Annotated in this window: 30 protein-coding genes and 2 riboswitches; of the genes, 15 read left to right on the top strand and 15 right to left on the bottom strand. The window is 69.2% G+C overall.

What is annotated here, in order from left to right; genetic code table 11:
- Nucleotides 1-38 precede the first annotated feature (38 nt).
- Nucleotides 39-356, top strand: a complete 318-nt coding sequence (locus tag AB0M48_RS07005; RefSeq protein WP_090072333.1) for a WhiB family transcriptional regulator — start codon at nt 39-41, stop codon at nt 354-356.
- On the opposite strand, the gene AB0M48_RS07000 is transcribed toward AB0M48_RS07005, so the two are convergent.
- Together AB0M48_RS07000 and AB0M48_RS06995 are read right to left on the bottom strand one after the other, a co-directional pair.
- Nucleotides 329-1,126, bottom strand: a complete 798-nt coding sequence (locus tag AB0M48_RS07000; RefSeq protein ID WP_363836529.1) for a SigB/SigF/SigG family RNA polymerase sigma factor — start codon at nt 1,124-1,126, stop codon at nt 329-331. The genes AB0M48_RS07005 and AB0M48_RS07000 overlap by 28 nt on opposite strands.
- Nucleotides 1,123-1,521 carry an ATP-binding protein gene (locus tag AB0M48_RS06995; RefSeq protein ID WP_363836527.1) on the bottom strand — a complete coding sequence of 133 codons (399 nt, stop codon included), beginning with the start codon at nt 1,519-1,521 and terminating at the stop codon, nt 1,123-1,125. Before AB0M48_RS06995 ends, AB0M48_RS07000 begins: the two co-directional genes overlap by 4 nt.
- 137 nt (nt 1,522-1,658) lie before the next feature.
- Between AB0M48_RS06995 and AB0M48_RS06990 the strand changes: the two genes are divergently transcribed.
- Nucleotides 1,659-2,321, top strand: coding sequence for an ATP-binding protein (locus tag AB0M48_RS06990; protein ID WP_363836525.1), 663 nt, complete (start codon nt 1,659-1,661; stop codon nt 2,319-2,321).
- Here AB0M48_RS06990 and AB0M48_RS06985 read toward each other — a convergent pair.
- Together AB0M48_RS06985 and AB0M48_RS06980 are read right to left on the bottom strand one after the other, a co-directional pair.
- Complete coding sequence (locus AB0M48_RS06985; protein ID WP_363836522.1) at nt 2,318-2,674, bottom strand: STAS domain-containing protein; 357 nt, start codon at nt 2,672-2,674, stop codon at nt 2,318-2,320. The two genes, AB0M48_RS06990 and AB0M48_RS06985, sit on opposite strands and share 4 nt — an antisense overlap.
- Nucleotides 2,675-2,816: 142 nt before the next feature.
- Complete coding sequence (locus AB0M48_RS06980) at nt 2,817-3,485, bottom strand: ANTAR domain-containing protein (protein WP_363836520.1); 669 nt, start codon at nt 3,483-3,485, stop codon at nt 2,817-2,819.
- 253 nt (nt 3,486-3,738) lie between these two features.
- Between AB0M48_RS06980 and AB0M48_RS06975 the strand changes: the two genes are divergently transcribed.
- From AB0M48_RS06975 to gcvP, 9 genes are all read left to right on the top strand, one after another.
- On the top strand, nt 3,739-3,954 hold the full coding sequence (locus AB0M48_RS06975) for a hypothetical protein (protein WP_363836518.1): 216 nt from the start codon (nt 3,739-3,741) through the stop codon (nt 3,952-3,954).
- 107 nt (nt 3,955-4,061) lie between these two features.
- Nucleotides 4,062-4,643 carry a CDP-alcohol phosphatidyltransferase family protein gene (locus AB0M48_RS06970; protein ID WP_363836516.1) on the top strand — a complete coding sequence of 194 codons (582 nt, stop codon included), beginning with the start codon at nt 4,062-4,064 and terminating at the stop codon, nt 4,641-4,643.
- Between the two features lie 42 nt (nt 4,644-4,685).
- Complete coding sequence (gcvH, locus tag AB0M48_RS06965; RefSeq protein WP_319987071.1) at nt 4,686-5,069, top strand: glycine cleavage system protein GcvH; 384 nt, start codon at nt 4,686-4,688, stop codon at nt 5,067-5,069.
- A gap of 113 nt (nt 5,070-5,182) precedes the next feature.
- Nucleotides 5,183-5,641 (top strand): glycogen accumulation regulator GarA, encoded by a 459-nt coding sequence (gene garA / locus AB0M48_RS06960; RefSeq protein WP_030476302.1) that lies wholly within the window; start codon nt 5,183-5,185, stop codon nt 5,639-5,641.
- Nucleotides 5,642-5,689: 48 nt separating this feature from the next.
- Nucleotides 5,690-6,229, top strand: coding sequence for a MerR family transcriptional regulator (locus AB0M48_RS06955; protein WP_363836513.1), 540 nt, complete (start codon nt 5,690-5,692; stop codon nt 6,227-6,229).
- Nucleotides 6,230-6,381: 152 nt separating this feature from the next.
- Nucleotides 6,382-6,855 (top strand): bifunctional nuclease family protein, encoded by a 474-nt coding sequence (locus tag AB0M48_RS06950; protein ID WP_030468959.1) that lies wholly within the window; start codon nt 6,382-6,384, stop codon nt 6,853-6,855.
- A 330-nt stretch (nt 6,856-7,185) separates the two neighbouring features.
- Nucleotides 7,186-7,752: a MerR family transcriptional regulator gene (locus AB0M48_RS06945; protein WP_323055945.1), complete on the top strand. Its 567-nt coding sequence runs from the start codon at nt 7,186-7,188 to the stop codon at nt 7,750-7,752.
- An 87-nt stretch (nt 7,753-7,839) separates the two neighbouring features.
- Complete coding sequence (locus AB0M48_RS06940) at nt 7,840-8,811, top strand: Clp protease N-terminal domain-containing protein (protein ID WP_363836511.1); 972 nt, start codon at nt 7,840-7,842, stop codon at nt 8,809-8,811.
- Nucleotides 8,812-8,867: 56 nt separating this feature from the next.
- Nucleotides 8,868-8,963: riboswitch (glycine riboswitch) on the top strand.
- A gap of 3 nt (nt 8,964-8,966) precedes the next feature.
- Nucleotides 8,967-9,073: riboswitch (glycine riboswitch) on the top strand.
- Between the two features lie 47 nt (nt 9,074-9,120).
- Nucleotides 9,121-12,054, top strand: coding sequence for an aminomethyl-transferring glycine dehydrogenase (gcvP, locus tag AB0M48_RS06935; protein ID WP_363836509.1), 2,934 nt, complete (start codon nt 9,121-9,123; stop codon nt 12,052-12,054).
- A 43-nt stretch (nt 12,055-12,097) separates the two neighbouring features.
- Here gcvP and AB0M48_RS06930 read toward each other — a convergent pair whose 3' ends face one another.
- Genes AB0M48_RS06930 through AB0M48_RS06915 form a run of 4 tightly spaced genes read right to left on the bottom strand, consistent with a single transcriptional unit; the run spans nt 12,098 to nt 13,948 of the window.
- On the bottom strand, nt 12,098-12,280 hold the full coding sequence (locus tag AB0M48_RS06930; RefSeq protein ID WP_319987067.1) for a hypothetical protein: 183 nt from the start codon (nt 12,278-12,280) through the stop codon (nt 12,098-12,100).
- 12 nt (nt 12,281-12,292) lie between these two features.
- On the bottom strand, nt 12,293-12,898 hold the full coding sequence (locus tag AB0M48_RS06925) for a class I SAM-dependent methyltransferase (protein ID WP_363836506.1): 606 nt from the start codon (nt 12,896-12,898) through the stop codon (nt 12,293-12,295).
- Between the two features lie 10 nt (nt 12,899-12,908).
- Nucleotides 12,909-13,568, bottom strand: coding sequence for a maleylpyruvate isomerase family mycothiol-dependent enzyme (locus tag AB0M48_RS06920; protein WP_363836504.1), 660 nt, complete (start codon nt 13,566-13,568; stop codon nt 12,909-12,911).
- Nucleotides 13,569-13,570: 2 nt separating this feature from the next.
- Nucleotides 13,571-13,948 (bottom strand): DUF3224 domain-containing protein, encoded by a 378-nt coding sequence (locus tag AB0M48_RS06915; protein WP_363836501.1) that lies wholly within the window; start codon nt 13,946-13,948, stop codon nt 13,571-13,573.
- A gap of 49 nt (nt 13,949-13,997) precedes the next feature.
- Here AB0M48_RS06915 and AB0M48_RS06910 point away from each other — a divergent pair, with 49 nt between their 5' ends.
- Together AB0M48_RS06910 and AB0M48_RS06905 are read left to right on the top strand one after the other, a co-directional pair.
- Nucleotides 13,998-14,969, top strand: a complete 972-nt coding sequence (locus AB0M48_RS06910) for a YafY family protein (RefSeq protein WP_363836498.1) — start codon at nt 13,998-14,000, stop codon at nt 14,967-14,969.
- On the top strand, nt 14,957-15,772 hold the full coding sequence (locus tag AB0M48_RS06905; RefSeq protein WP_363836494.1) for an aldo/keto reductase: 816 nt from the start codon (nt 14,957-14,959) through the stop codon (nt 15,770-15,772). The genes AB0M48_RS06910 and AB0M48_RS06905 overlap by 13 nt, the downstream gene beginning before the upstream one ends.
- Before the next feature lie 18 nt (nt 15,773-15,790).
- Here the strand turns inward: AB0M48_RS06905 and AB0M48_RS06900 are convergent, their stop codons facing one another.
- Nucleotides 15,791-17,497: a substrate-binding domain-containing protein gene (locus tag AB0M48_RS06900; protein ID WP_363836492.1), complete on the bottom strand. Its 1,707-nt coding sequence runs from the start codon at nt 17,495-17,497 to the stop codon at nt 15,791-15,793.
- 63 nt (nt 17,498-17,560) lie between these two features.
- The gene (locus AB0M48_RS06895) at nt 17,561-18,433 is read right to left on the bottom strand and encodes a 3-methyladenine DNA glycosylase (protein ID WP_363836488.1); all 873 of its coding nucleotides are present in this window, start codon (nt 18,431-18,433) and stop codon (nt 17,561-17,563) included.
- 19 nt (nt 18,434-18,452) lie between these two features.
- Between AB0M48_RS06895 and AB0M48_RS06890 the strand changes: the two genes are divergently transcribed.
- Entirely contained in the window at nt 18,453-18,890 is a 438-nt protein-coding gene (locus AB0M48_RS06890) for a DUF1801 domain-containing protein (protein WP_363836485.1), read from the top strand.
- On the opposite strand, the gene AB0M48_RS06885 is transcribed toward AB0M48_RS06890, so the two are convergent.
- Nucleotides 18,887-19,132, bottom strand: coding sequence for a hypothetical protein (locus tag AB0M48_RS06885; RefSeq protein ID WP_084401880.1), 246 nt, complete (start codon nt 19,130-19,132; stop codon nt 18,887-18,889). The genes AB0M48_RS06890 and AB0M48_RS06885 overlap by 4 nt on opposite strands.
- A gap of 10 nt (nt 19,133-19,142) precedes the next feature.
- Entirely contained in the window at nt 19,143-19,571 is a 429-nt protein-coding gene (locus AB0M48_RS06880; protein ID WP_363836482.1) for a helix-turn-helix domain-containing protein, read from the bottom strand.
- Nucleotides 19,572-19,653: 82 nt separating this feature from the next.
- Here AB0M48_RS06880 and AB0M48_RS06875 point away from each other — a divergent pair, with 82 nt between their 5' ends.
- A complete protein-coding gene (locus tag AB0M48_RS06875) occupies nt 19,654-20,310 on the top strand; it encodes an SDR family oxidoreductase (protein WP_363836480.1) in 657 nt (218 codons plus the stop codon).
- A 52-nt stretch (nt 20,311-20,362) separates the two neighbouring features.
- Here the strand turns inward: AB0M48_RS06875 and AB0M48_RS06870 are convergent, their stop codons facing one another.
- The 3 genes from AB0M48_RS06870 to AB0M48_RS06860 are packed head-to-tail and all read right to left on the bottom strand — an operon-like array spanning nt 20,363 to nt 21,952.
- The gene (locus AB0M48_RS06870) at nt 20,363-21,037 is read right to left on the bottom strand and encodes a hypothetical protein (RefSeq protein ID WP_363836478.1); all 675 of its coding nucleotides are present in this window, start codon (nt 21,035-21,037) and stop codon (nt 20,363-20,365) included.
- Nucleotides 20,982-21,791, bottom strand: coding sequence for a hypothetical protein (locus tag AB0M48_RS06865; RefSeq protein ID WP_363836476.1), 810 nt, complete (start codon nt 21,789-21,791; stop codon nt 20,982-20,984). Before AB0M48_RS06865 ends, AB0M48_RS06870 begins: the two co-directional genes overlap by 56 nt.
- Complete coding sequence (locus AB0M48_RS06860) at nt 21,788-21,952, bottom strand: DUF2848 family protein (protein WP_363836634.1); 165 nt, start codon at nt 21,950-21,952, stop codon at nt 21,788-21,790. The genes AB0M48_RS06865 and AB0M48_RS06860 overlap by 4 nt, the downstream gene beginning before the upstream one ends.
- Nucleotide 21,953 lies beyond the last annotated feature (1 nt).

The raw sequence follows: 21,953 nt of genomic DNA, 5'->3' as shown, positions 1-21,953 counted from the left end.
GATCGCAACTCTTTCCCCCTAGTCCTCAGGGAGTCGCGATGACCTGCACCACTCGTCTGCCCAAGCCGGTCACCGAGGTGTGGGACTGGCAGATGGACGGCTTGTGCCGCGGCGAGAACAGTGCGATCTTCTTCCACCCCGACAACGAACGCGGCTACGCGCGGGCAGCGCGGGAGGACAAGGCGAAGGCGATCTGCGGGCACTGCCCCGTGCTCGAACGATGCCGCGCCCACGCGCTCGAGGCTCAGGAGCCGTACGGCGTGTGGGGCGGCATGGGGGAGGACGAACGGCGCCAGATCGTCAACGCGGCCCGGCGCCGTGTGCGTGCCTACTCCTCCAGCACGTCCCGCAGCTGACGCAACGTCTTCGCGAGCAACCGCGAGACGTGCATCTGGGAGATGCCGACCTTCTGCGCGATCTGCGTCTGGGTCATGTTGCCGAAGAAGCGCATGACCACGATCTTGCGTTCGCGCTCCGGCAGCTTCTCCAGCAACGGGTGCAGCGCCTCGCGTTGCTCGATCATCGCGATCTCGGGGTCTTCCTCGCCGATGGTCGAGCCCAGCGAGATCGACGAGTCCTCCGACATGAGCATGTCGTCGAGGGACGCGCTCTGGTAAGCGTTCCCGGCCGCGAGTCCTTCGTGGATCTCCTCGCGTGACAGGCCCAGGTGCTCGGCCAGTTCCGACGGCGTCGGGGCACGACCGAGCGACTGGGACAGCCGCGAGGTGCCCGCGTTGATCGCCAGGTGCAGCTCCTTGAGCCGCCTCGGCATCCGCACCGACCAGCTGGAGTCGCGGAAGTACTTCCGGACCTCACCCATGATCGTCGGCACCGCGAACGACAGGAAGTCGCTGCCGCGTTCGGGGTCGAACCTGTCCACCGCGTTGATCAGGCCGACCGTCGCGACCTGCACGAGGTCCTCGTGCGGTTCACCGCGGTGGCCGAATCTGCGGGCGATGTGCTGGGCGACCGGGAGGTGTTCGGTGACGAGCCTGTCCCGCAACGTGTCGCGCGCCGGGCCCTCAGGGGTCCCCGCGAGCTCTGCGAACAGCGGCGCCAGGTGGTCGTAGTCACCCGACCGGGTCTTCTTCTCCTCGGTCTTGGTCGCCTCTTCCGATCCGGTCACGCATCCACCGCCCCTGCCGTGGACTTCACGAGGTTGATGTGGACCAGGAACCCTTCGCTCTCCTCGACCCGCGTCTGCACGGAGTCGACGAGCGCGGTCAGCACCCGCCAGCCGAAGCTGGCCTCGTCGGGACCCGCCGCGGACTTCGCGGAGATCTTCGCCGCGACGTGGACGGCGCCCCTGTCGTCCACCGCGAAGTGGCAGCTGAGCACGGCGTCCTGTGCCGCCAGCGTGATCAGCGTGGAACAGGTCTCGTCCACGGCGAGCTTCAGGTCCTCGATCGAGTCGAGGTCGAAGTCCTGCCGCATCGCGATGTCCGCCGCGACCGCACGCACGATGGACAGCTGCGTGGGATCCGCCGCCATCCGGAGCTCGACGCCTGACAATTGAGTCACAGCCACCTCGTAGTCCGTTCTGCTTAGGGACGGCATGTCATTGCCGTACCCGAATCGATCTCATTTCACACGTGTACTGACTGGGCGCCCAGGGAAGTCACCTGCTGAAGGCAACCAACCGGAGGAGCGCTGTGCTGGTGCACGAAGATTTCCTTGCCCTCCGCTTCCCGGCGGACGCGCACGAGGTGGCGCCTGTGCGGCACCAGCTTCGCGAATGGCTGCACGGTGCCGGTTTCGGTGAGGACGAAGCGAGTGATCTCGTCCTCGCGGTGAGCGAGGCGGTCAACAACTCGGTGGAGCACGCCTACCCGGGGGCCGCACGCGGCACCGTGGAGGTGCGTGCCCACTGCGATCTGGACGGCTCCGCCCAGGTGGACGTCACCGACCACGGGCAGTGGCGCGTGCCGCCTCCGGCGATGACCATGCGCGGCCGGGGTTTCCTGCTCATGCGTGAAAGCGTGGACGAGGTCGAGATCCACCGCAGTGCGAGCGGCACGACCGTGCGCCTGCGGCGGGCCCGTTCGCCCGTCCTGCCCGTGGCCAGAGCGGCGCCCGAATGCGACGTCCAGATCCACGAGACCTCCTCCGGCGTAGTAGCGGTCGTGCGCGGGAACGTGCCTGTCGAGGCAGGTCCGTCGCTGCGCCGCACGCTCACCACGGCGGCGCGTGGGGGCACCGTGCCGTTGACCGTCGAGCTCAGCGGGCTCGGCGTGGAGAAGGGCGGGGTCGATCAGGCCCTCCACGACGTCGCCGAGGCGCTCAGTGCGGCGGGCAACCGACTCGTCGTCCGCAGGCGCTAGGCCAGGGCGGAGTCGACGGAGTCGTGCAGGCTGAAGACCTCACCGAGCCCGGTCGCCTCCAGCGGACGCGTCACGGCCCGTGCCTTGGCCACGACCTTGAGCGTGGCGTCCTGCTGCTGCGCCCGCCTCGCGGCCTCGACGAGCACGGCCAGTCCGGCGGAACCGAGGAACGTCACACCGGTCATGTCGACGATGAAGACGCCACCGTCGCCGAGACCGTTGATCAGGGCGTCGCGCAACGACGGCGCGGACACCATGTCGACCTCACCGGAGACGGCGAGGACGGTGACTCCGGGCGCCGGCTGCCGCACCTTCAGCTCGATCTGCTCCGCACGCGGATCCTGCACAGTCACCGAAGTACTTCCTCTCGAATACAGGAAGCCGCCACGCAGCGGCCCCGATGCGGCTGGTGGCTCAACCGCTGCGGACACCACCGTACGGGAGTGCCCGCTCTACCGGACAGGTCGAGACGTCCATACCCGGACAATGGTCGGTTCAAACGCGTAGCGCGTCCCACAGTCTTCGAGCGACCTCGAACGCGGCGGGCGGCGGCTCGACGACTTCCTTCGCGCCGTCCTCCAGCGTCCCACCGACGACCAGCACCAGCGCGGTGGCCACGTCCCGCAGTTTCACGTTGGCGCGCTGGCTGGCCCGCACGAGCAGTTCGAACGCCTCTCCTGGCGTGCACGGCCGTGCTCCCATGACCAGGCCCTTCGCCTGTTCGATGTAACGGCGGTGCTGCACCATCCGCACCATCTGGTCCGCGCGCAGCACCTCGCCCGAGCAGAACTCGACGACCGCGGCCGCCGTCGCCACGAGCGGCTCTATCTCCTCGATCGCCTTGAGGTCCTCGACCTGGGGCTCGTGCGACAGGTAGACCGTCAGCACGACCGGCCCGCTGTCGCCCCAGCTGCCCGGCACGGCGACGACGTGCGTGCCGCCGACCTCCCCGGACACCTGCCGTTCGTCGCGTGAGGCGTCGACGAGCGGCCCGGCACCGGCGTTGAGCTGCTCGGCGTCCAGTTCGAGCGCGGCCCCGATGGAGCGCAGCAACGTGCCGTCCGGCCACACGCTCAGGCCGACGCCCTCGCAGCCGTCGAGCCGCGAGCACAGGTGGTCCATCAACCGGGAGATGAGCTCCGCACCGAATTTCACCTGGTTCACGCCATGAGATTAGGCCCAGCCGATCCTGAACGGACGTTGTGCGGTCATCGGCGTACGACGAACGGTTGCGCAGGCAAGGATCTCGTCATCCGTCGCGCTTCGGGCCCGAACAGCTCGGCGCGCGGTTTGACCCAGTTAACGCTAAGGACCCAAACAGGACACGTGTTCTGAACCACAGTCGGTCAGAATTCGTTCTCAGGGATAACGCCGGAGCCCCGGTGCGCGACATCCCTGATGTCACGGAGGGACTGAAATGAGAACCGCCATGGAAACCCAGCCGCAGCAGGACGCAGAGTCCGGTTCCGCGCTGCCGACCACGCCGTGCAGCGTGGTGTGGAGCCGGGGTCACGCCTACGTGCTCGAGGGTTTCCGCGCCCGCTGGGTGGGCCGCGACGACCGGGGCCGTCCGCACGCCATCAGCGGCGCGGAGATGCAGCGCCGCGGCTGGACGTTCACCCGGACAGCCTGAGCCCCACCCCTGCGAGAACGAACGTTCCGCATACCCGCGACCAGTCGCACAGCGCGCCGTGACGCCATCCGGCAGCCCCTGCGCGGTCACTCGTTTAGAGTGCGGGTGTGCGTGATCCGGCTGATCGCCTGCTGACGATTCCGAACCTGCTCAGCGTGCTGCGGCTGGCCGGTGTTCCGCTTTTCCTGTACCTGTTGCTCGGACCTCGCGAAGACGGCTGGGCGCTGCTCATCCTCATGTTCGCGGGGTTCTCCGACTGGCTCGACGGCAAGCTCGCGCGCTGGCTCAACCAGATGAGCAACCTCGGCGCGCTGCTCGATCCCGCCGCCGACCGCCTCTACGTGTTCTGCACGTTGCTGGCGTTCGTGATCAGGGACATCGTGCCGCTCTGGGTCGCCCTCGTGCTGGTCGGGCGAGAGATCGTCGTCGGCATCTGCCTGCTGATCCTGCGGCAACGCGGCTGGGGCACGTTCGAGGTGACGTACCTGGGCAAGGCCGCGACCTTCAACCTCCTGTACGCCTTCCCCCTGCTGCTCCTGGCGCAGGGCGACTCGGGGTGGGCGGCGCTCGCGCAGCCGGTCGCCTACGCGTTCACGGTCTGGGGCGGCGCCCTCTACCTGTGGTCGGCGCTGCTGTACGTCTACCAGTTCTTCCTGGCCCTGCGGGTCACACCTCGCACGGTCGCGTGAAAAGATCACCCCATACAGGTTCGGCACGAGGAGCGCAGTCAGTTGATTCCCGAGGAGCTTCGTTACACCGAGGAGCACGAGTGGATCGCCAGCACAGGCGAGAACACGGTGCGCGTCGGCATCACCGACTACGCCCAGGAACAGCTCGGTGACGTCGTCTTCGTCCAGCTGCCCGAGGTCGGTCACACCGTAGCGGCGGGTGACACGTTCGGCGAGGTGGAGTCCACCAAGAGCGTGTCCGACCTCTACTCTCCGCTCGACGGCGAGGTGACCGCCATCAACGACGCGTTGGTCCAGTCGCCGGACGCCGTCAACACCGATCCGTACGGCGAGGGCTGGATGGTCGAGATCAGGCTGAACGACCCCGAGGCGCTGGAAGGCCTGCTGGACGCGGACGCGTACAAGGCGTTGGTGGAGAAGGAGTGACGTCGATCTTTCGCCGGATCTTCGGCCGGAAGGGGAGCCGCGCTGAAGGCGGTGACCCCAACGCGATAGGTTTTACCGGAAGTGACGGATCCAGCAGCAGGAGGAGAGCTCAGGTGAGCACGAACGACGGCCCAGGCGTTCCGCCGGAGCAGTCCCCGGAGCGGACCTCCGTCTTCCGGGCGGACTTCCTCCAGGAGATGGAAGGCGGCGCCGAGGCGCCCGCACAGGAGCCGGCCGTTGCCGGTGTTGACGCCCTTCCCGCCGGTTCCGCGCTGCTCGTGGTGAAGCGCGGCCCGAACGCCGGTTCCCGGTTCTTGCTGGACCGCGACACGACGAGCGCCGGGCGCCACCCCGACAGCGACATCTTCCTGGACGACGTGACGGTCTCGCGCCGTCACGCCGAGTTCCGCCGGGAGAGCGGCGAGTTCGTCGTCATCGACGTCGGCAGCCTCAACGGCACCTACGTCAACCGTGAGCCGGTCGACCAGGCCGTCCTCGCGAACGGCGACGAGGTCCAGATCGGCAAGTTCCGCCTCGTCTTCCTGACGGGTCCTGGCTCCGCGGGAGCCTGACGCGTGACGGCCGGGCGGCCACAACGCGGGGCCTCGAGCATCGGGGCTGTGCTCGCACAGCTTCGGCCCGAGTTCCCCGACGTCACCATCTCCAAGATCCGCTTCCTGGAAGCGGAGGGGCTGGTCCGCCCGGCACGCACCGCCTCCGGCTACCGCCAGTTCAGCGTGGCGGACGTCGAGAGGTTGCGGTTCGTGCTGTCCGCACAACGCGACAGGTACTTGCCGCTCAAGGTGATCCGCGAGCAGCTCGACGCCACCCCGGTGGACTCGGGCTCGATCTCGCGGCTCGAACTGCTGGCCCAGACCGGTTTCAGCGCGGAACAGCTGGTCCAGCTGGAACGCGACGGTCTGCTGCGCCCCGGCCCCGGTGGCCGCTTCACCACCGACGACGTCACCGCGCTCCGCACGATCCGGGCCATGACCGGACTCGGCGTCGAGCGCGAGCACCTGCGCGCGGTCCGCGCGGCAGCGGATCACGAGGTGGTCCTGCTGAAGTCGTTCTCAGATACCGAGACGGTCCGGGAATTGGCCGGCCTCTTCGCCTCGTTGCACTCGTTGTTGGTGCGAGCGGGCTTGCGGCAGTCCTGATCAGTCGGCGGAGTGTGCCTTCTTGATCACGATCTGCCCGCAACAATTGAGCACTCGGCCCGCTTGGCGGGTAGCGTCGGAGAGGTACGCCGGGGGATGCTCGGGTGTGAAACCGGGTCGTCCCCGAACGGATTAGAGGGAGGCGAGGCCCGATGAGCGAAATGCGTGTCGTCGGCGTGCGGGTGGAGCTGCCCCAGAACCAGCCGATCCTTCTTCTGCGCGAAACCGAGGGCGAGCGGTACCTGCCCATCTGGATCGGCAGCGTCGAGGCCACGGCGATCGCGCTGGAGCAGCAGGGCGTTCGTCCTGCTCGACCGCTCACCCACGACCTCCTCAAGGACGTCATCGGGGCGCTGGGGCGCAACCTCGAACAGGTCCGGATCACCGACCTGCAGGAGGGCACGTTCTTCGCGGAGCTCGTGTTCGACGGCGACGTGCGGGTCTCCGCGCGGCCCTCGGACTCGGTGGCGCTCGCGTTGCGCGTCGGTGTGCCGATCCACGCCGAGGAGTCCGTGCTGGCCGAGGCGGGCCTGATCATCCCGGACGAGCAGGAGGACGAGGTGGAGAAGTTCCGCGAGTTCCTCGACTCCGTCTCCCCCGAGGACTTCCGCGGCGCGGACACGTAGACACGGCAGGGGTGCGGACGCCTGAAGTTTTCCGGGTGTCGCACTCCGTCTCGTGCGGGCGTGAGGGCAGTTCGTTTGGACGTCCCTCGATTGGACTACTTACGGTCGTTTCGATCGCTAAACGATCACTAAACGTCACCTGAACGTGCTAGTTCGGGTGAGGGTATGACTCTCTACCTAAGGTTGAGAGTCGCAACTCCCCGCGCGTCGCGTTGACCTGCCATCGGACCGGTCTTACCGTCGAACTCGAGTGGACGTCGCTGCTTCGCGGAAGTGGACGCGGCGGCTTGACGGTCATGAGTTTCGTGGCCGTTCCGAGGGGAGGCAGGCGTGGTCGAGGAAGCGCCCTTGCGGGCCGAATCCGGGCTGCAGGGTGAACTGTTCCCGGACTCCTCGCTGCCGGACGAGCTCGTCGGTTACCGAGGACCCGCGGCATGTCAGATCGCGGGCATCACGTACCGGCAGCTCGACTACTGGGCAAGGACCGGTCTGGTCGCGCCGACGATAAGGATGGCGCACGGCTCCGGCAGCCAGCGGTTGTACTCCTTCAAGGACATCCTGGTGCTCAAGGTCGTGAAGCGACTGCTCGACACCGGTGTCTCCCTGCAGAACATCAGGGTCGCGGTCGACCACCTGCGCCGCCGCGGCGTGCAGGACCTGGCCAAGATCACGCTCTTCTCCGACGGCACCACCGTCTACGAGTGCACCTCGCCCGAAGAGGTCGTCGACCTGCTGCAAGGTGGCCAGGGCGTGTTCGGCATCGCGGTCAGCGGGGCGATGCGGGAGATCTCCGGCACGATCCACGAGTTCCCGTCCGAACGTGCGGACGGCGTCGAGATCGCCCCGATGACCGAGGACGAGCTGACCCGCCGGCGGCGTGAGCGCGCCACCGGCTGACCGGCCTGCTGATCGTGGCCGACTGGCACTGGTGGGTGGCCGGTCGGCAGAAGCGCCCGGATCCAGTTCGCCCCTAGCGTTTCCGGCATGACGATCACCCCTTCCTACCAGGTCGTGAAGGTGCTGGAAGCGGCGGCGCGGCGCGCGGTCCGGCTGGAGTTCGGCTTCCTCGGCACCGAGAACCTGCTGATCTCGCTGATCGACACCATCGGACCCGGCCGCAAGCTCGGCGCGAAGTCGCTGCGGGCCCAGGCGATGGCGCGAGGGCCCGAGCACTGGGCGGACGACGACGGCGGCGGCGTTCCCGAGGCTCATCCGGACGTCACGGCGTTGATGAACATCGCCTGCGACCGCCTCGTCCTGGAGACCGTGCTGCCCGTCAGCCGTGCGCTGGAGGAGTGTCTGCTCGCGGCGGTCGCCCGGGCCGGCGGCGGCGTGCTGACCACGACCCACCTCTCACTCGCGTTGCTGGAGCAGGGTTCCGGACGTGCCGCCGACCTGTTCGTGCTGCGCGGCGTGGACGTCGAGGCGACGGCCGCCGCGGTGCGCGCCGATGCCGCGCGGCGCTACGCGGAGATCGAGGAAGCGCCCGCCGTGCGGTTGCTGCGCAAGGCGGGAGCGTTGGAAGGGGACTCCGGCGGCGGGTACGTGCGCTGGCTGATGCGCTGGGTCGCGCGAGGCCAGGGGCTGGGCGGGCCGGTGCTGACCGTCGTGCGCAACGAGGCCGGGCGGCTGGCCGTGGCCGCGAGGCGGGAAGTGTCCTCTCGCGATCTGGTGGAGGCGGTGGTGTCCGTCGACCGCCAGCTGGAGGTGGCGGGCAAAAAGCTGAAGCCGGAGTTCGAGTCGGGCGGGGCGGCGGCGTTGCGCGAGGCGGGGATCGACCTGGCCGCTTTGCCCGTCAGCGGCGGCGAAGTGGAGCGGGCGATGGAACGGGCGAAGCTCGTCGCGGCCCGTCGCGGCGACGCCGTCGTGGGCACCGCGCATCTGCTCGTGGCGTTGCGCGACGACCCCGCGGACCCGGTCGCCGGGGCGCTCGCCGGTCTTCGGACTGAGATGTAGGTCGCGTCCCTAGGGACTACCTGAGCTGCCTGCGGGTATTCTTCTCGGGTAGTCGCTGAACTCTGGCGGGAGAGACCGGGCCCCGAGCCCGGCGCCGAAGGAGCAAGTCCCTCCCCGGGAACCTCTCAGGCATCCAGGACCGCCGAGCGAGACGCCTCTGGAAAGTGGATCACCAGGTGTTTTCTGGCGATCCCGCCGACGGTGAAAGCCCATCCTGACCGGTGGGTGAACCTCTCAGGCGCCCCTCGGGGTACGGACAGAGCGGGGAGGGCACCAGGACACGTGTGCCCGCAGCCCCGGAGGCGTTTGATGACGCAGGACTCTGTTAAGACCGACCCCCAGCAGGGGGCCCACCCCCTCCGGATTCCGCTCGCCGCTCTCGAGCACGGCACCCCGTTCGCCGACCGGCACGTGGGTCCGCGCCCCGCCGAACTCGCGCGCATCCTCGACGTCATCGGCGTCGGTTCGCTCGAGGAGCTGGCGCAGCACGCGGTGCCTTCGTCCATTCACGAGCGCGACCTCGTGCTGGACCTGCCCGCCCCGGCCACCGAGACCGAGGCGCTGGCCGAGCTCCGTGAGCTCGCCTCGCAGAACCGCCCGATGACGCAGATGATCGGCCTCGGCTACTACGACACCGTGACGCCGGGCGTGATCCTGCGCAACGTGCTCGAGTCGCCTGCCTGGTACACCGCGTACACGCCGTACCAGCCGGAGATCTCGCAGGGCCGCCTCGAAGCGCTGCTGAACTTCCAGACCATGGTCGGCGACCTGACGGGCCTGCCGGTCGCGAACGCGTCCATGCTGGACGAGTCGACCGCCGCCGCCGAGGCGATGACGCTGGTGCGCCGCGCCGGCAAGTCCAAGTCGAACAAGTTCGTCATCGACGCCGACACGCTGCCGCAGACGCTGGCCGTCATCGAGACGCGCGCCGAGCCGCTGGGTATCGAGATCGTCGTCGCGGACCTGTCGCAGGGCATCGAGGGCCTCGGCCTGGGCGGCGACTTCTTCGGCGTGCTGCTGTCGTACCCCGGTGCGTCCGGTGTGGTGCGCGACCAGGCCGCGTTGATCGAGGAGATCCACGCCGCCGGCGCCCAGGCCGTCGTCGTCGCCGACCTGCTGGCGCTGACGCTGCTGCGCGCGCCCGGTGAGATCGGCGCGGACGTCGTCATCGGCACCACGCAGCGCTTCGGCGTGCCGATCGGCTTCGGCGGCCCGCACGCCGGTTACATGGCCGTCCGGTCCGGTCTGGAGCGTCAGCTGCCCGGCCGTCTCGTCGGTGTCTCCGTCGACGCCGACGGCTCGCTGGCCTACCGCCTGGCCCTGCAGACGCGCGAGCAGCACATCCGCCGCGAGAAGGCCACGTCGAACATCTGCACCGCGCAGGTGCTCCTGGCCGTGATCGCGTCCATGTACGCCGTCTACCACGGTCCCGAGGGCCTGCGTTCGATCGCGACCCGCGTGCACCGCCTGGCCACCGTGCTCGCCACGGGCCTGTGCGAGGCCGGGATCGACGTCGTGCACGGCGAGTTCTTCGACACCGTCCAGGTGCGCGTCGAGGGCCGGGCCGCCGCTGTCGTCGAGAAGGCGCGCGAGGCCGGCATCAACCTCCGCAAGGTCGACGACGACGTCGTGGCAATCGCTTGCGACGAGAAGACGACCCGCGCGCACATCGTCGCGGTGTGGGAGGCCTTCGGTGTCACCGGGTCCGATGTGGACGCCATCGACGCCGACACCGCCGACGGCATCCCGGCCGACCTGCGCCGCACCTCGGACTACCTGACCCACCCGGTCTTCCACGCGCACCGCTCCGAGACCGCGCTGCTGCGCTACCTGCGCGCGTTGTCCGACAAGGACGTCGCCCTGGACCGCAGCATGATCCCGCTCGGCTCCTGCACGATGAAGCTGAACGCCACCGCGGAGATGGAGTCCATCACGTGGCCGGAGTTCTCGACGCTGCACCCGTTCGCGCCGGTCGAGGACGCCCAGGGCCTGCTGAAGATCGTGTCGGACCTGGAGGCCTGGCTCGCCGAGGTCACCGGCTACGACGCGGTGTCGCTGCAGCCCAACGCCGGTTCACAGGGTGAGTTCGCGGGCCTGCTGGCAATCCGCGCCTACCACCGCGCGAACGGCAACGCCGCCCGCGACGTCTGCCTGATCCCGTCGTCCGCCCACGGCACCAACGCCGCGTCCGCCGTCATGGCCGGCATGCGCGTCGTCGTCGTGAAGTGCGACGACAAGGGCAACATCGACATGGGCCACCTGCGCACCACGGTCACCGAGCACGCCGACGACCTCGCCGCGATCATGATCACCTACCCGTCGACCCACGGCGTGTACGAGGACACCGTCCGCGAGGTCTGCGGCCTGGTCCACGACGCGGGCGGCCAGGTGTACGTCGACGGCGCGAACCTCAACGCGCTGATCGGCCTGGCCCGCTACGGCAAGTTCGGCTCGGACGTCTCGCACCTGAACCTGCACAAGACGTTCTGCATCCCGCACGGCGGCGGCGGCCCCGGCGTCGGCCCGATCGGTGTGAAGTCCCACCTCGCCCCGTTCCTGCCGAACCACCCGCTGCAGCCGACGGCGGGACCGGCCACCGGTGTCGGCCCGATCTCGGGCGCCCCGTGGGGTTCCGCGTCGATCCTGCCGATCTCGTGGGCGTACGTGCGCATGATGGGCGGCGACGGCCTGCGCCGCGCCACCCTGACCGCCGTGGCGGCCGCGAACTACGTGGCGCGTCGTCTCGACGAGCACTACCCGGTCCTCTACACCGGTGAGGGCGGCTTCGTGGCCCACGAGTGCATCCTCGACCTGCGCCCGATCACCAAGGCCACCGGCGTGACGGTGGACGACGTCGCCAAGCGCCTCGCCGACTACGGCCTGCACGCCCCGACGATGTCGTTCCCGGTCGCCGGCACCCTGATGGTCGAGCCGACCGAGTCCGAGGACCTGGCCGAGATCGACAGGTTCATCGACGCCATGATCGCCATCAAGCGCGAGATCGACCGCGTCGGCGCCGGCGAGTGGCCCGTCGAGGACAACCCGCTGCGCAACGCCCCGCACACCGCGGCCTGCGTGACCGCCGGCGAGTGGAACCACCCGTACACCCGCGAAGAGGCCGTCTTCCCGGCGGGCCACAGCGCGACCCCGAAGATCTGGCCGCCCGTCCGCCGCATCGACGGCGCCAAGGGTGACCGCAACCTGGTCTGCTCCTGCCCGCCGCTCGAGGCCTACAGCAACTAGACCTGCAGTGGAACTGGGGCGCACTCGGGGGTGCGCCCCAGTTTCATGCTCCGACGGGGCAGGCGTCGTCGCCGCAGTTCTCGTCGGCGCCGATGCCCGGCTGGTTCAGGTCGTGCTCGAACGCGAAGTGGAAGCAGTCGGGGTGCATCCGCTCGAACAGCTCGAAGTCTTCCTTCTCCAGCTCCACCGTCTCGCCGCACCGCTGACACGTCTGTTCATCTGACACGGTCAGATCGTCTCACCCGCGCCGCGCGAACAGGATCGCCCCGTCCTCGCCGAGCAGCCACTGCGCCTCGACGGTGAACCCGGCCGCCCGCAGCCACTCCGCGACCCGCTCGGGCCGTCGCAGGTGGACGTGCACGCGCATCGGATGCCCGCCGTAGCCCTGGGTCTTGAGCCGTGTCTCGTCACCGACGTGGAAACCCAGCTGCAGCAACCCGTCAGGCCTCAGCGCTTCCCGGAAGTGCCCGAACACCGAGGGCACTTCGTCATCGGGTACGTGGATCAGCGACCACCAGGCGATGATCCCGCCGACCGCCTCGGGGAGCGGTTCGGTCATCGACCCGACCTCGAACCGCAGCCCGGGGTGGTTCCGCCGGGCCAGCGCGATCATCGCGGGGGAGAGGTCGATGCCGAACGCGTCCACGCCCAGTCCGTGCAGGAGCGCGGTGATGGTGCCCGGCCCGCAGCCGACGTCCGCGACGGGACCGCGCACCTCCTCGGCGAACAACCGCAGCGCCGCCCGCAGGTGCGGGAGGCCGTCCAGGAGGTCGCGCGTCTGGTCGGCGTAGCTGACCGCGACCGTGTCGTAGGAGTCACGCGTGTCCGCCAGCCAGTCGCTCACACCGGGGAACCTACTCCTCGAACGGCTCCGGCCGGTGCCGTCCGGACAACGCCAGCGCGGCGATCCACGTGTCCGGATCGCCGTCCCAGTCCAGTGCCTTGATCTGGTCGGCCGACCGCCGCCCGCCGATGGCCCGCATCAGCTCGAACGACGTGGTCCGCAACGTCCCGGCGGGCTCGCCGTGCCCGAGCACGCGGTCGCCGTGCTCCAGCGTGATCCGCAACGCCGGCACGTCGTTCTCCCGCATCCGCTGGTCGAGCTGCTGCAACGGCCGCACCAGCGCCGCCCGCACCTCGACGCCGTCCCGCCCGCCCGGCACCCCCAGCGCGGAGCGGAGGTCGTGCTCGTGCGCGATCACCTCCGACACGAGGACCGGCCCCATCGGCGTGTCGAACAACGGCTGGGCCAGCTCCAGGTTCGCGTCCCACTCGGCGAAGGCGTCGGCCAGCGAGTTGCCGCGGCGGTCGCGCACCTGCCGTTCGCCCCACTCGCCCGACTCGACACCGTCGAACCGGCGGTCCGCGAAGTCGCGCAGACCGCCGGCGAGGTGCGCCACCACGTCCTTGACCGACCAGCCGGGCGTCGCCGCCACGGGCGTCTGGGGATCGGCGCCGGACACCAGCGCGGTGATCCGTGCCTTGGCCGCGTCGTAGAGAGGGGCGTTGGTCATCGTCAGACCTCGTACTCCAGGGTGTAGGTGCCGCTGCCATCCTCCGCCCAGTCCACCGTCACCGCACCTCGCGCGTTCAGGTACTTCCCGGTGCCGTCGACGACCTCGATCGCGGCCTCCACAGAGGACCGGTACGCGCCGACGTGGCGCAGCACCAGCGTGCCCCCGTCCGCGGTGATCTCCTCGATCGCGGTCGTCCACGCCACCTCGTCGCCGTAGTACATGAGGTACCGGCAGCTCCCGACGCCGCTGACGTCGCCCGCGTAGGTGAACTGGACGTGCGCCTCGGTGAGCTTGCGTCCCTGGACCTCCTGGTAGGACCGGCCGTCCCAGGTCTTCTCGTCCCAGCTCTTCACTTCGATGGTTCCGGTTGCCTTCATGCGGATCACTCTGCTGGCAATTCCTGACAGATCGTGTCAGGTTCATCTTGTGAAATCCGGCAGGCTCCTCCAGGTCCTCCTGCTCCTGCAGTCCAGGGGCCGGATGACGGCCGACGAACTGGCGTCCGAACTGGAGGTCTCGCCACGCACGATCTACCGCGACGTCGAGGCCCTCTCCGCCTCCGGCATCCCCATCTACGCCGACCGCGGCCCGGCGGGCGGCTACCAGCTGGTCGACGGCTACCGCACCCGGCTGACCGGCCTGACGACCGACGAGGCGCAGTCGTTGTTCCTCGCGGGCCTTCCCGGACCCGCCGAGGCGCTGGGGCTGGGGGAGTTCGCAGCCGCGGCCCAGCTCAAGCTCCTCGCCGCCCTGCCGACGGAGCTGCGGTCCCGTGCCGAGCAGATCCGCCAGCGCTTCCACCTCGACACCCCGACGTGGTTCCGCGGCGACGAACCCACCGAGCACCTCGCCACGATCGCCGACGCCGTCTGGGAGCAGCGCAGGGTCCGCATGACCTACCTGCGCTGGGGCAACCAGACCGTCGAGCGCGAGGTCGACCCGTACGGGCTCGTGCTGAAGGCCGGCACCTGGTACTTCGTCGGCAGCGGCCGCACCTACCGCGTCTCGCGCGTGCTCGCGCTCCAGGTGACGGCGGAGTCGTTCGAACGGCCGGGCGACTTCGACCTCGCCCGGTTCTGGGCCGAGTGGTCGGAGCAGTTCGAGGCCCGCATGTACGGCGAGCGCGTCACGGTCCGCATGACGCGCTCCGGCCTGGACAAGACCCAGTACCTGCTCAGCGGCTATCAGGCCCGCGTCATCCGGGACGCCGCACCCGAACCGGGGCAGCAGTTCGGCTTTCCCACCGAGTCGCACCGGCACGCTGTCGCTGACCTGCTCAAATTCGGTGCGGACGTGGAAGTCCTGGCACCGGACGAGCTGAGACACGAACTCGTCAGGACGATCGAGGCGATGCAGGACGTCTACAACGATGCGAAGCTACGCGCATGGTTCCGCTGATTGCGTTGAACAACGGAGTACGGATCCCTCAACTCGGCTTCGGCGTCTACCAGGTGCCGGAGGACCAGGTGGCCGGTGCCGTCACGACGGCGATCGAGGCCGGCTACCGCAGCATCGACACCGCCGCGGCCTACGGCAACGAGTCCGGCGTCGGCGACGCGATCGCCGGCGTGCCCGGCTTGTTCATCACGACCAAGCTGTGGAACGCCGACCAAGGCCACGACGCCACGCTGCGCGCGTTCGACGAGAGCATGCGCCGCCTGCGCCTCGACGTGCTCGACCTCTACCTCATCCACTGGCCGACACCCCGGCGCGACCTCTACGCCGAGACGTGGCGCGCCATGGAGAAGCTCTACGCCGACGGCCGCGTGCGCGCGATCGGCGTCTCGAACTTCCACACGCCACACCTGCAGCGCCTGTTCGACGAGTTCCCGACCACCCCGGCGGTGAACCAGATCGAGCTGCATCCGTTCCTGCAGCAGGAAGAGATGCGCAAGGTGCACGTGACGCACCGCATCGTCACCGAGGCGTGGTCACCGCTGGCGCAGGGCGGCGCGTTGCTGCGAGAGCCCGACATCGCGGGTCTCGCCGAGAAGTACGGCAAGACCCCGGCCCAGATCGTGCTGCGCTGGCACGTCCAGATCGGCAACGTCGTGATCCCGAAGTCCGTCACGCCCTACCGGATCAAGGAGAACATCGACATCTTCGACTTCGAGCTGGCCCCCGACGACATGCTCGTGATCACCGAGCTCGACAACGGGACCCGCACCGGTCCGGACCCCGACCGCTTCAACGCCGCCTGAGCGACCGGTCGCGCTCGGTCAGGCCTTCGTCGACAGCACCTGACCGAGCGCCGCCTCCACGCCGTCCACGCTCTCCACCACCGACACCGACCCGCCGGTCGTCTGCGCGATGTCGGTCAGCGCCGCCTTGTCCACCTCGCCGCCGATGGCGATGAAGCTGACCGGCAGGTCCGTCCCGTGCAGCTGCGCCTTGAGCGCCGCCAGGTCGATCCCGCCGTCCGAGGTGCCGTCGGTGATCACCACGACCCGGTTGACCCGCCCGGCCACGAAGCCGTCGTGCGCCGTCTCGTAGCAGGCCGCCAGCGCGGTGTAGAGCTGCGAGCCGTCCGCCGTCTTGAGCGCGTCGATCGACCTGCGCAACGCGTCGCGCTTCTCGCTGACGGGACCGGTCGCGACGAGTTGCTTGTGCGGCTTCGACCCGTCGAGGTCGCGAGCGAACTCCCACAGCCCGAACGATCCCGACACCGACCTGTCGACCTGACCGCGCAGGGCCGCCTTCACCTTGTCCAGCCTGGGTTTCATCGACGTCGAGACGTCCGCCAGCACGGTGACGACCTGCCCGCCCCGGTCCGCCGACGCCCAGGCCGAGGAGATCTGCTGCGTGGTCGTCGCGTCGGCGGCGACCAGGTTCTCCGTGACGGGAGACCAGGACACGCCCGGCGAAGGCGACGGACGGTCCTGAGTGGACTCCACCCGCAGCCCGCCGCGCGCCAGGATCGCCTGCTGCGGGGCTTCGGTCATGAAGTCGCGGAACGCCTGCGCCGCACGCACCTCCGCCTCGCCGACCTCGCTGCCGCCCAGCGCGACGTACGGGAAGTCCGCCACCGGAGCCGGTCCGGCGGGCAGCACGCCCACCAGTGGCTTCGACGGGGCCTCCTTGCCCGTGTTGTGCTTGAACAGGTCCACTTCGGACACCGGTGTGGCCGAGAAGCCCGCCGCGTTGACCGTCGCGCTGTCACCCAGGCGCCGCAACGCGTCCCGCGTCGTCGGCGGAACCTCCGGCGGCACCGTGGCGGCGAGCCTGGACAGCGCGCCCTTCGCAGCGTCCGATCCGAGCGACTCGGCGGTGACCGGGCCCTTGCCGCCGGCCAGCGCCGCCTGGATCGCGAGCGCGGAGGAGGTGTTCGCGGACGGGTCGGGCATCGCGACGCTGAACCGGCCCCAGGGCTGGCCGAACTCGTCCCAGTCCGTCACCTCGGGCAGGTCCGACCAGCGGAAGTCCTTCAGCACCGGCGCGGCGGCCTCGGGAGCCGCGAGCAGCACCGGCGACGTGCCGACGGACTTCGGCGCCGAGCCGACGAGCTTCGCGTTCAGCGCGGACAGCCGGTTCGCCCAGAGCGTCGAGTCGGGCAGCCACGCGTGCGGGCGCTTGCCGAGCTTCTGCTCGTCCCAGGTCGTCGTCAGGCCTTCCAGCACCGCGGAGGAGTCCGCGGAAGTCACTTCGATCGCGATGCAGTGGTCGTACACAACGGGCCGTGTCGCGCTGTACGCGTGTGCGACGTCCCTCACGGCCTCCGCGACGCTGGGCGTCACGGAGATGCGCAGCACGGAGTCACCCTCGCTGCAGTTCTCGGCCAGGGCCTGTGAGCGCTTGTCGAGCACGCCACCTGCCCACGACAGGGCGAGCCAGCTGAGGCCGAGCAGCACCACGAGCACCACGATGAGCACGGGCCACTTGGCGATTCCGCGCTTCACCTTCGCCCGCAGAGCGCGGTGTCGAGACATCGATCCCTCACAACTACTCAGCGGCCCCCGACGACCGCCAATCACGCTAACAGGTGAACTTCGTCAGCGAAGTGAAGTCACTGCACGTATCGACTGGCAAACGAAGATGAGCCGTTCTCGCAACGGTCGTGCCTGCTCAGCGAACTCGGCCTGCCGTCGCACGTACTCCGCACGGCCTTCCGGCGTCTCGATCCGCACCGGGGAGTACCCGAGCCCGGCCAGGTCGTACGGGGAGGCCTGCATGTCGAGTTCGCGCACGTCAGCGGCCAGTTCGAAGCAGTCGGCGACGAGATCGGACGGCGTCGCCGGCTCCAGTTTATAGGCCCACTTGAACAAATCCATGTTCGCGTGCAGGCAGCCGGGCTGTTCGTTCAGCAACTGGTCGTCACGAGTGGGCTGCAGAGCGTTGCGCGGCCGGGCGGGTCGGGTGAAGAACCGGAACGCGTCGAAGTGCCCGCACTGGATCCGGCTGGCTTCGACCACCTGGTCGGTGCCGCCGCTGCCCAGCCTGAGCGGCCACGCGTTGTGCCGGACCTCCTCGGGCTGCTGCCGGTAGACCATCGCCCACTCGTGCAGCCCGAAACAGCCCAGCCGGGCAGGCCTGCTCAGCGTCGCCGTGAGCAGCCCTTGGACGAACTCCAGCGTCTTCGCCCGCTGCTCCACGAAACTCTCGACGTCGAGCGTGACGCCCTCGGGCGTGGCTTTGTAGTGCGGAAACTCCAGGTACTCCGCCGCGTCCTCGAGAACGACGCCCGGACCCGGATGCCAGCGTTCGAGCCGCACGGGCCGATGGCTGTAGTAGGTGAAGAGGAAGTCCATGACCGGGTGCTTCTCTTTGCGAAGCTTCCGCTCCTGATGCGGCCCGGTGAACCGGCGCATGCGCGCGACGTGCGAGTCGCGCAGTTCGTGCCATTCGGCTCGGGACAGGACCTCCACGGGCGATTACCGTACGCGCATGGTGCAGAGCCAGGCCTCCACGGTCGCCCAGTACCTCGCCGAACTGCCTGATGAGCAGCGTGCCGAGGTCGAGGCTGTGCGCGACGTCATCCTCGCCAACCTCCCCGGCGGCTACGTCGAGGCCATGGACTGGGGCCTGATCACGTACGGGGTGCCGCTGGAGGTGAGCGGCCCGACCTACAACAAGAAGCCGCTTCTCCACGTCGCCCTCGGTGCCCAGAAGCGCTACTGCTCCGTCTACCTGACCACGGTGATGGAGGGAGTTCGAGGAGTCGTTCCGCGCCCGGTGGGCGGCTTCTGGCAAGAAGCTCGACATGGGCAAGGCCTGCGTGCGCTTCAAGCGGGCCTCAGATCTGGCCCTGGACGTCGTCGGCGCCGAGGTGGCGCGCCTGCCGGTGACCGAGTTCGTCGACCGGCACGCCGAGAACAGGGCTAAAGCGGCGGCACGAGCCCGGTGAACGTCCGCGCGCCGTTGCAGTGCGGGCACTCCCGGCCGTTGTCGACGGTCCGCGGCGCACCGCCGATGATCGCCAGCGTCGGCGCGGCGATGTAGCTGGCGCCCCCGCACAGGTGGCAGACCGTGCGCGGTTCGGGCGTGACGGCGAAGAGGTCGTCCGGGTCTTCCTCGTCCTCGAAGTCGTCGTCCTCGGCGAACTCGTCCTCGTCGTCCTCGCTCATACCGCCCAACTTAGTGGGTCAGCTCCGCCGCGCGAGTGAGTGACTCGGATGTGGCTTCCTCGCCGCACGCGGCGCACACCACTCGTGACTCCAGCACGGCGCCGCACGAGTGCTCCCACACGAGGGGGAGGGGGCCCTCCGTCGCGTACGTGTCGCCCCACTCCTTGAGCATGAGCATCACGTTGTGCAGCGCACGGCCCGAGTCCGTGAGCACGTATTCGAACCGTGGCGGGTGTTCGGAGTACTGGTGCTTCTCCAGCACGCCCGCGGCCACCAGTTTCTTCAGCCGCACGGTCAGCACGTCGCGCGAGGCGCCGGTGTTCGCGGCGATCTGGTCGAAGCGCGTGACGCCGAGGAAGACCTCGCGCAACGCCAGCAGCGACCAGCGTTCGCCCACGACCTCCAGTGCGTTCGCGATGGAGCAGCTTCGAGGTGCCATGTGACCATCCTATCAGTAGGTTGGAAAATCCAACTTACCTCGCTAGCGTGAGTTGGGAAAGCCAACTTAGGAGGTAGGGGTCATGGACTTCAACGGTGTGGCAGTACTGGTGACCGGAGCCAACCGCGGGCTCGGCCGGGCGTTCGCGCAGGAGTTCGCCAAGCGCGGGGCGAAGGTCTACGCCGGTGCGCGCAATCCGGCGTCCGTCGTGGACGAGAACGTCGTCCCGGTCCAGCTCGACGTGACCGACGACGCGTCCGTCGCCGCCGCGGCGAAGCAGCTCGGCGACGTCTCGATCGTCATCAACAACGCCGGTGTGCTCGTCGCGGGTGAGGACGTGGACAGCATCAAGGCGGAGTTCGAGGTCAACTTCTACGGCCTCGTCCGCACGACGGACGCGTTCGCGCCCGTCCTGAAGGCGAACGGCGGCGGCACCCTCGTCAACGTCCTGAGCATCCTCTCGTGGGTGGGCCGACCGGCCTGGCGCGGCTACGCGGCGTCGAAGGCGGCGGGCTGGTCGCTCACGAAGTCGACGCGGGAGGACCTGCGGGAGCAGGGGACCAACGTCATCGGAGTGCACGTGGGCTTCATCGACACCGACATGACGGACGGCATCGACGCGCCCAAGATCGCGCCGCAGGACGTCGTCTCCCAGGTGCTGCAGGCGATCGAGAACGGTGACGAGGAAGTGCTCGCGGACGATCGCACTCGCGCGGTGAAAGCCTCACTCGCTTCTTGAGACGGGCGGAACCGCGGCGGGCGTGAAGCGGCTCGCAGCTGGAGACCGCCCGCTAGTCGGCGATCGTGCGCTCGAAGTAGCGGGCACTGAGTGAGAAGACGAGCACGAACTGGTGCCTGCTCGTGAGGTCGCGGTGGACCTGCTCGGGGTCCACCTCCGCGGCCTCGCGGTGCAGGGGCTCCACGGGCGTGCGCGTGGTGCGGAACCCCGCTGGGACCCGGCCCGCCTCGGCCCAGCTCAGCTGCACCGTCCACGGCTGGTCGCCGATGTACCTGTGGTACGCGACGGGCGGCACGTGCGACACGTCGTAGCCAGGTTTGTGCGTCTGCCGGAAATAGCGGATCGCCGAGGACAGGGCTTCGTCCGGCTTCGGCCAGCCGGCGGCGACGAGCGCGTCGTCGACCGCTTGCGCGCGCTCGGGGAAATCGCCGTCGAAGCCGTAGTACCGCGTCGTCCGCCAGGTGCAGCTGACCCTCCACACCTGGGTGGGGAAGAAGCCCTTCCACTCCTCCGCCTGCATGCCGCAGGCGTCCTCGGTCGCGTCGGGTCCGCGTTCGAGCCACGTCAGGGCGTCGGTCGCGGCGAGTGTCGGCGCGGCGGAGCCGGGCAGCGCGGCCCGCTCCGCCCCCAGCTCCGGCGGCTTCACGAGCCGTTCCGCCTCCGCGCGCGGGTCATGACTCGTGCACGCCGCCACGAAGACCAGCGGCAGCAGTGCCGTCCTGCGCATCCACCCCATACCTCACCTTGTAGCGCAGGTGGGTGACCGAACTGCTCTCGACGACCGAGATCGGCCCCTCCAGCTCGTATCCCTTGCCGGGTGCGAAGAACGGCGTGCCTCCGCCGAGGATCACCGGCACCAGGTCGAGGAAGATCTCGTCCACCAGGCCCGCGTCGATGGCCTGCCGCGCGATCTCGCCCGAGTTCAGGCCCACGCCCTTGTCGCCGGCGTGCTTCTGGGCCACCGCAACGGCTTCCTCGATGCCACCGCTGACGAACGTGAAGTGCTCGTTGTCCTCCAGCGGCCGATGGGTGAGCACGACGGTGTGCACGCCCATCGGGTGCTGGCCGCCCCAGCCGTTGGTGAAGTCGTAGAGCTTGCGCCCCACCACCAACGCGCCGGTCGCCTGGATCAGCCCGCCGAAGTAGGCGGCGCTGGCGGGCGTGAGGTGGACGGTCATCGCGCCCGTCGGGACCGTGAACGCCACGTCGCCCGCCTCGTACCAGGCGAACAGCTTGTCGAAGCCGGAGAAGTCCGGGCCCGAGACGTAGCCGTCGATCGAGGTGCTGGCGCCCGTGTAGACCTTGCTCATCTTCTGTGCCTCCCTGTTGTGGTCCTTCGCAGGGACGTCGAACGCGGCCGTCCCCGATCGACACGGGTCCGGGGGGCACATACCGGGGCTCAACCGATGGGCCCACGCGGTCAGCTCGATCGAGTCGACCCGGTCCGTGGCCTCGGACAGCAGGACGTCGTCCGAGGTCACGACGAGCGTCCCTCGGCCTCGCCGGACGTCCTGCCGTGCTGCGCGGGAGCGGTCGAGGTCTGCTGCGCGAGGTGCGGCGAGACGGGGTAGAGGCTCGGCGTCACGGACGGCGTCGGCACTACAACGCGCGCTACCTGGGACATCCAGCCCCACGAACGCATC

The sequence above is a fragment of the Lentzea sp. NPDC051208 genome (assembly GCF_040682435.1).
GTDB classification, from domain to species: domain Bacteria; phylum Actinomycetota; class Actinomycetes; order Mycobacteriales; family Pseudonocardiaceae; genus Lentzea; species Lentzea kristufekii.
Note: the sequence above shows the minus strand (reverse complement) of the source record. Positions and strands in the feature narration are given on the sequence as shown.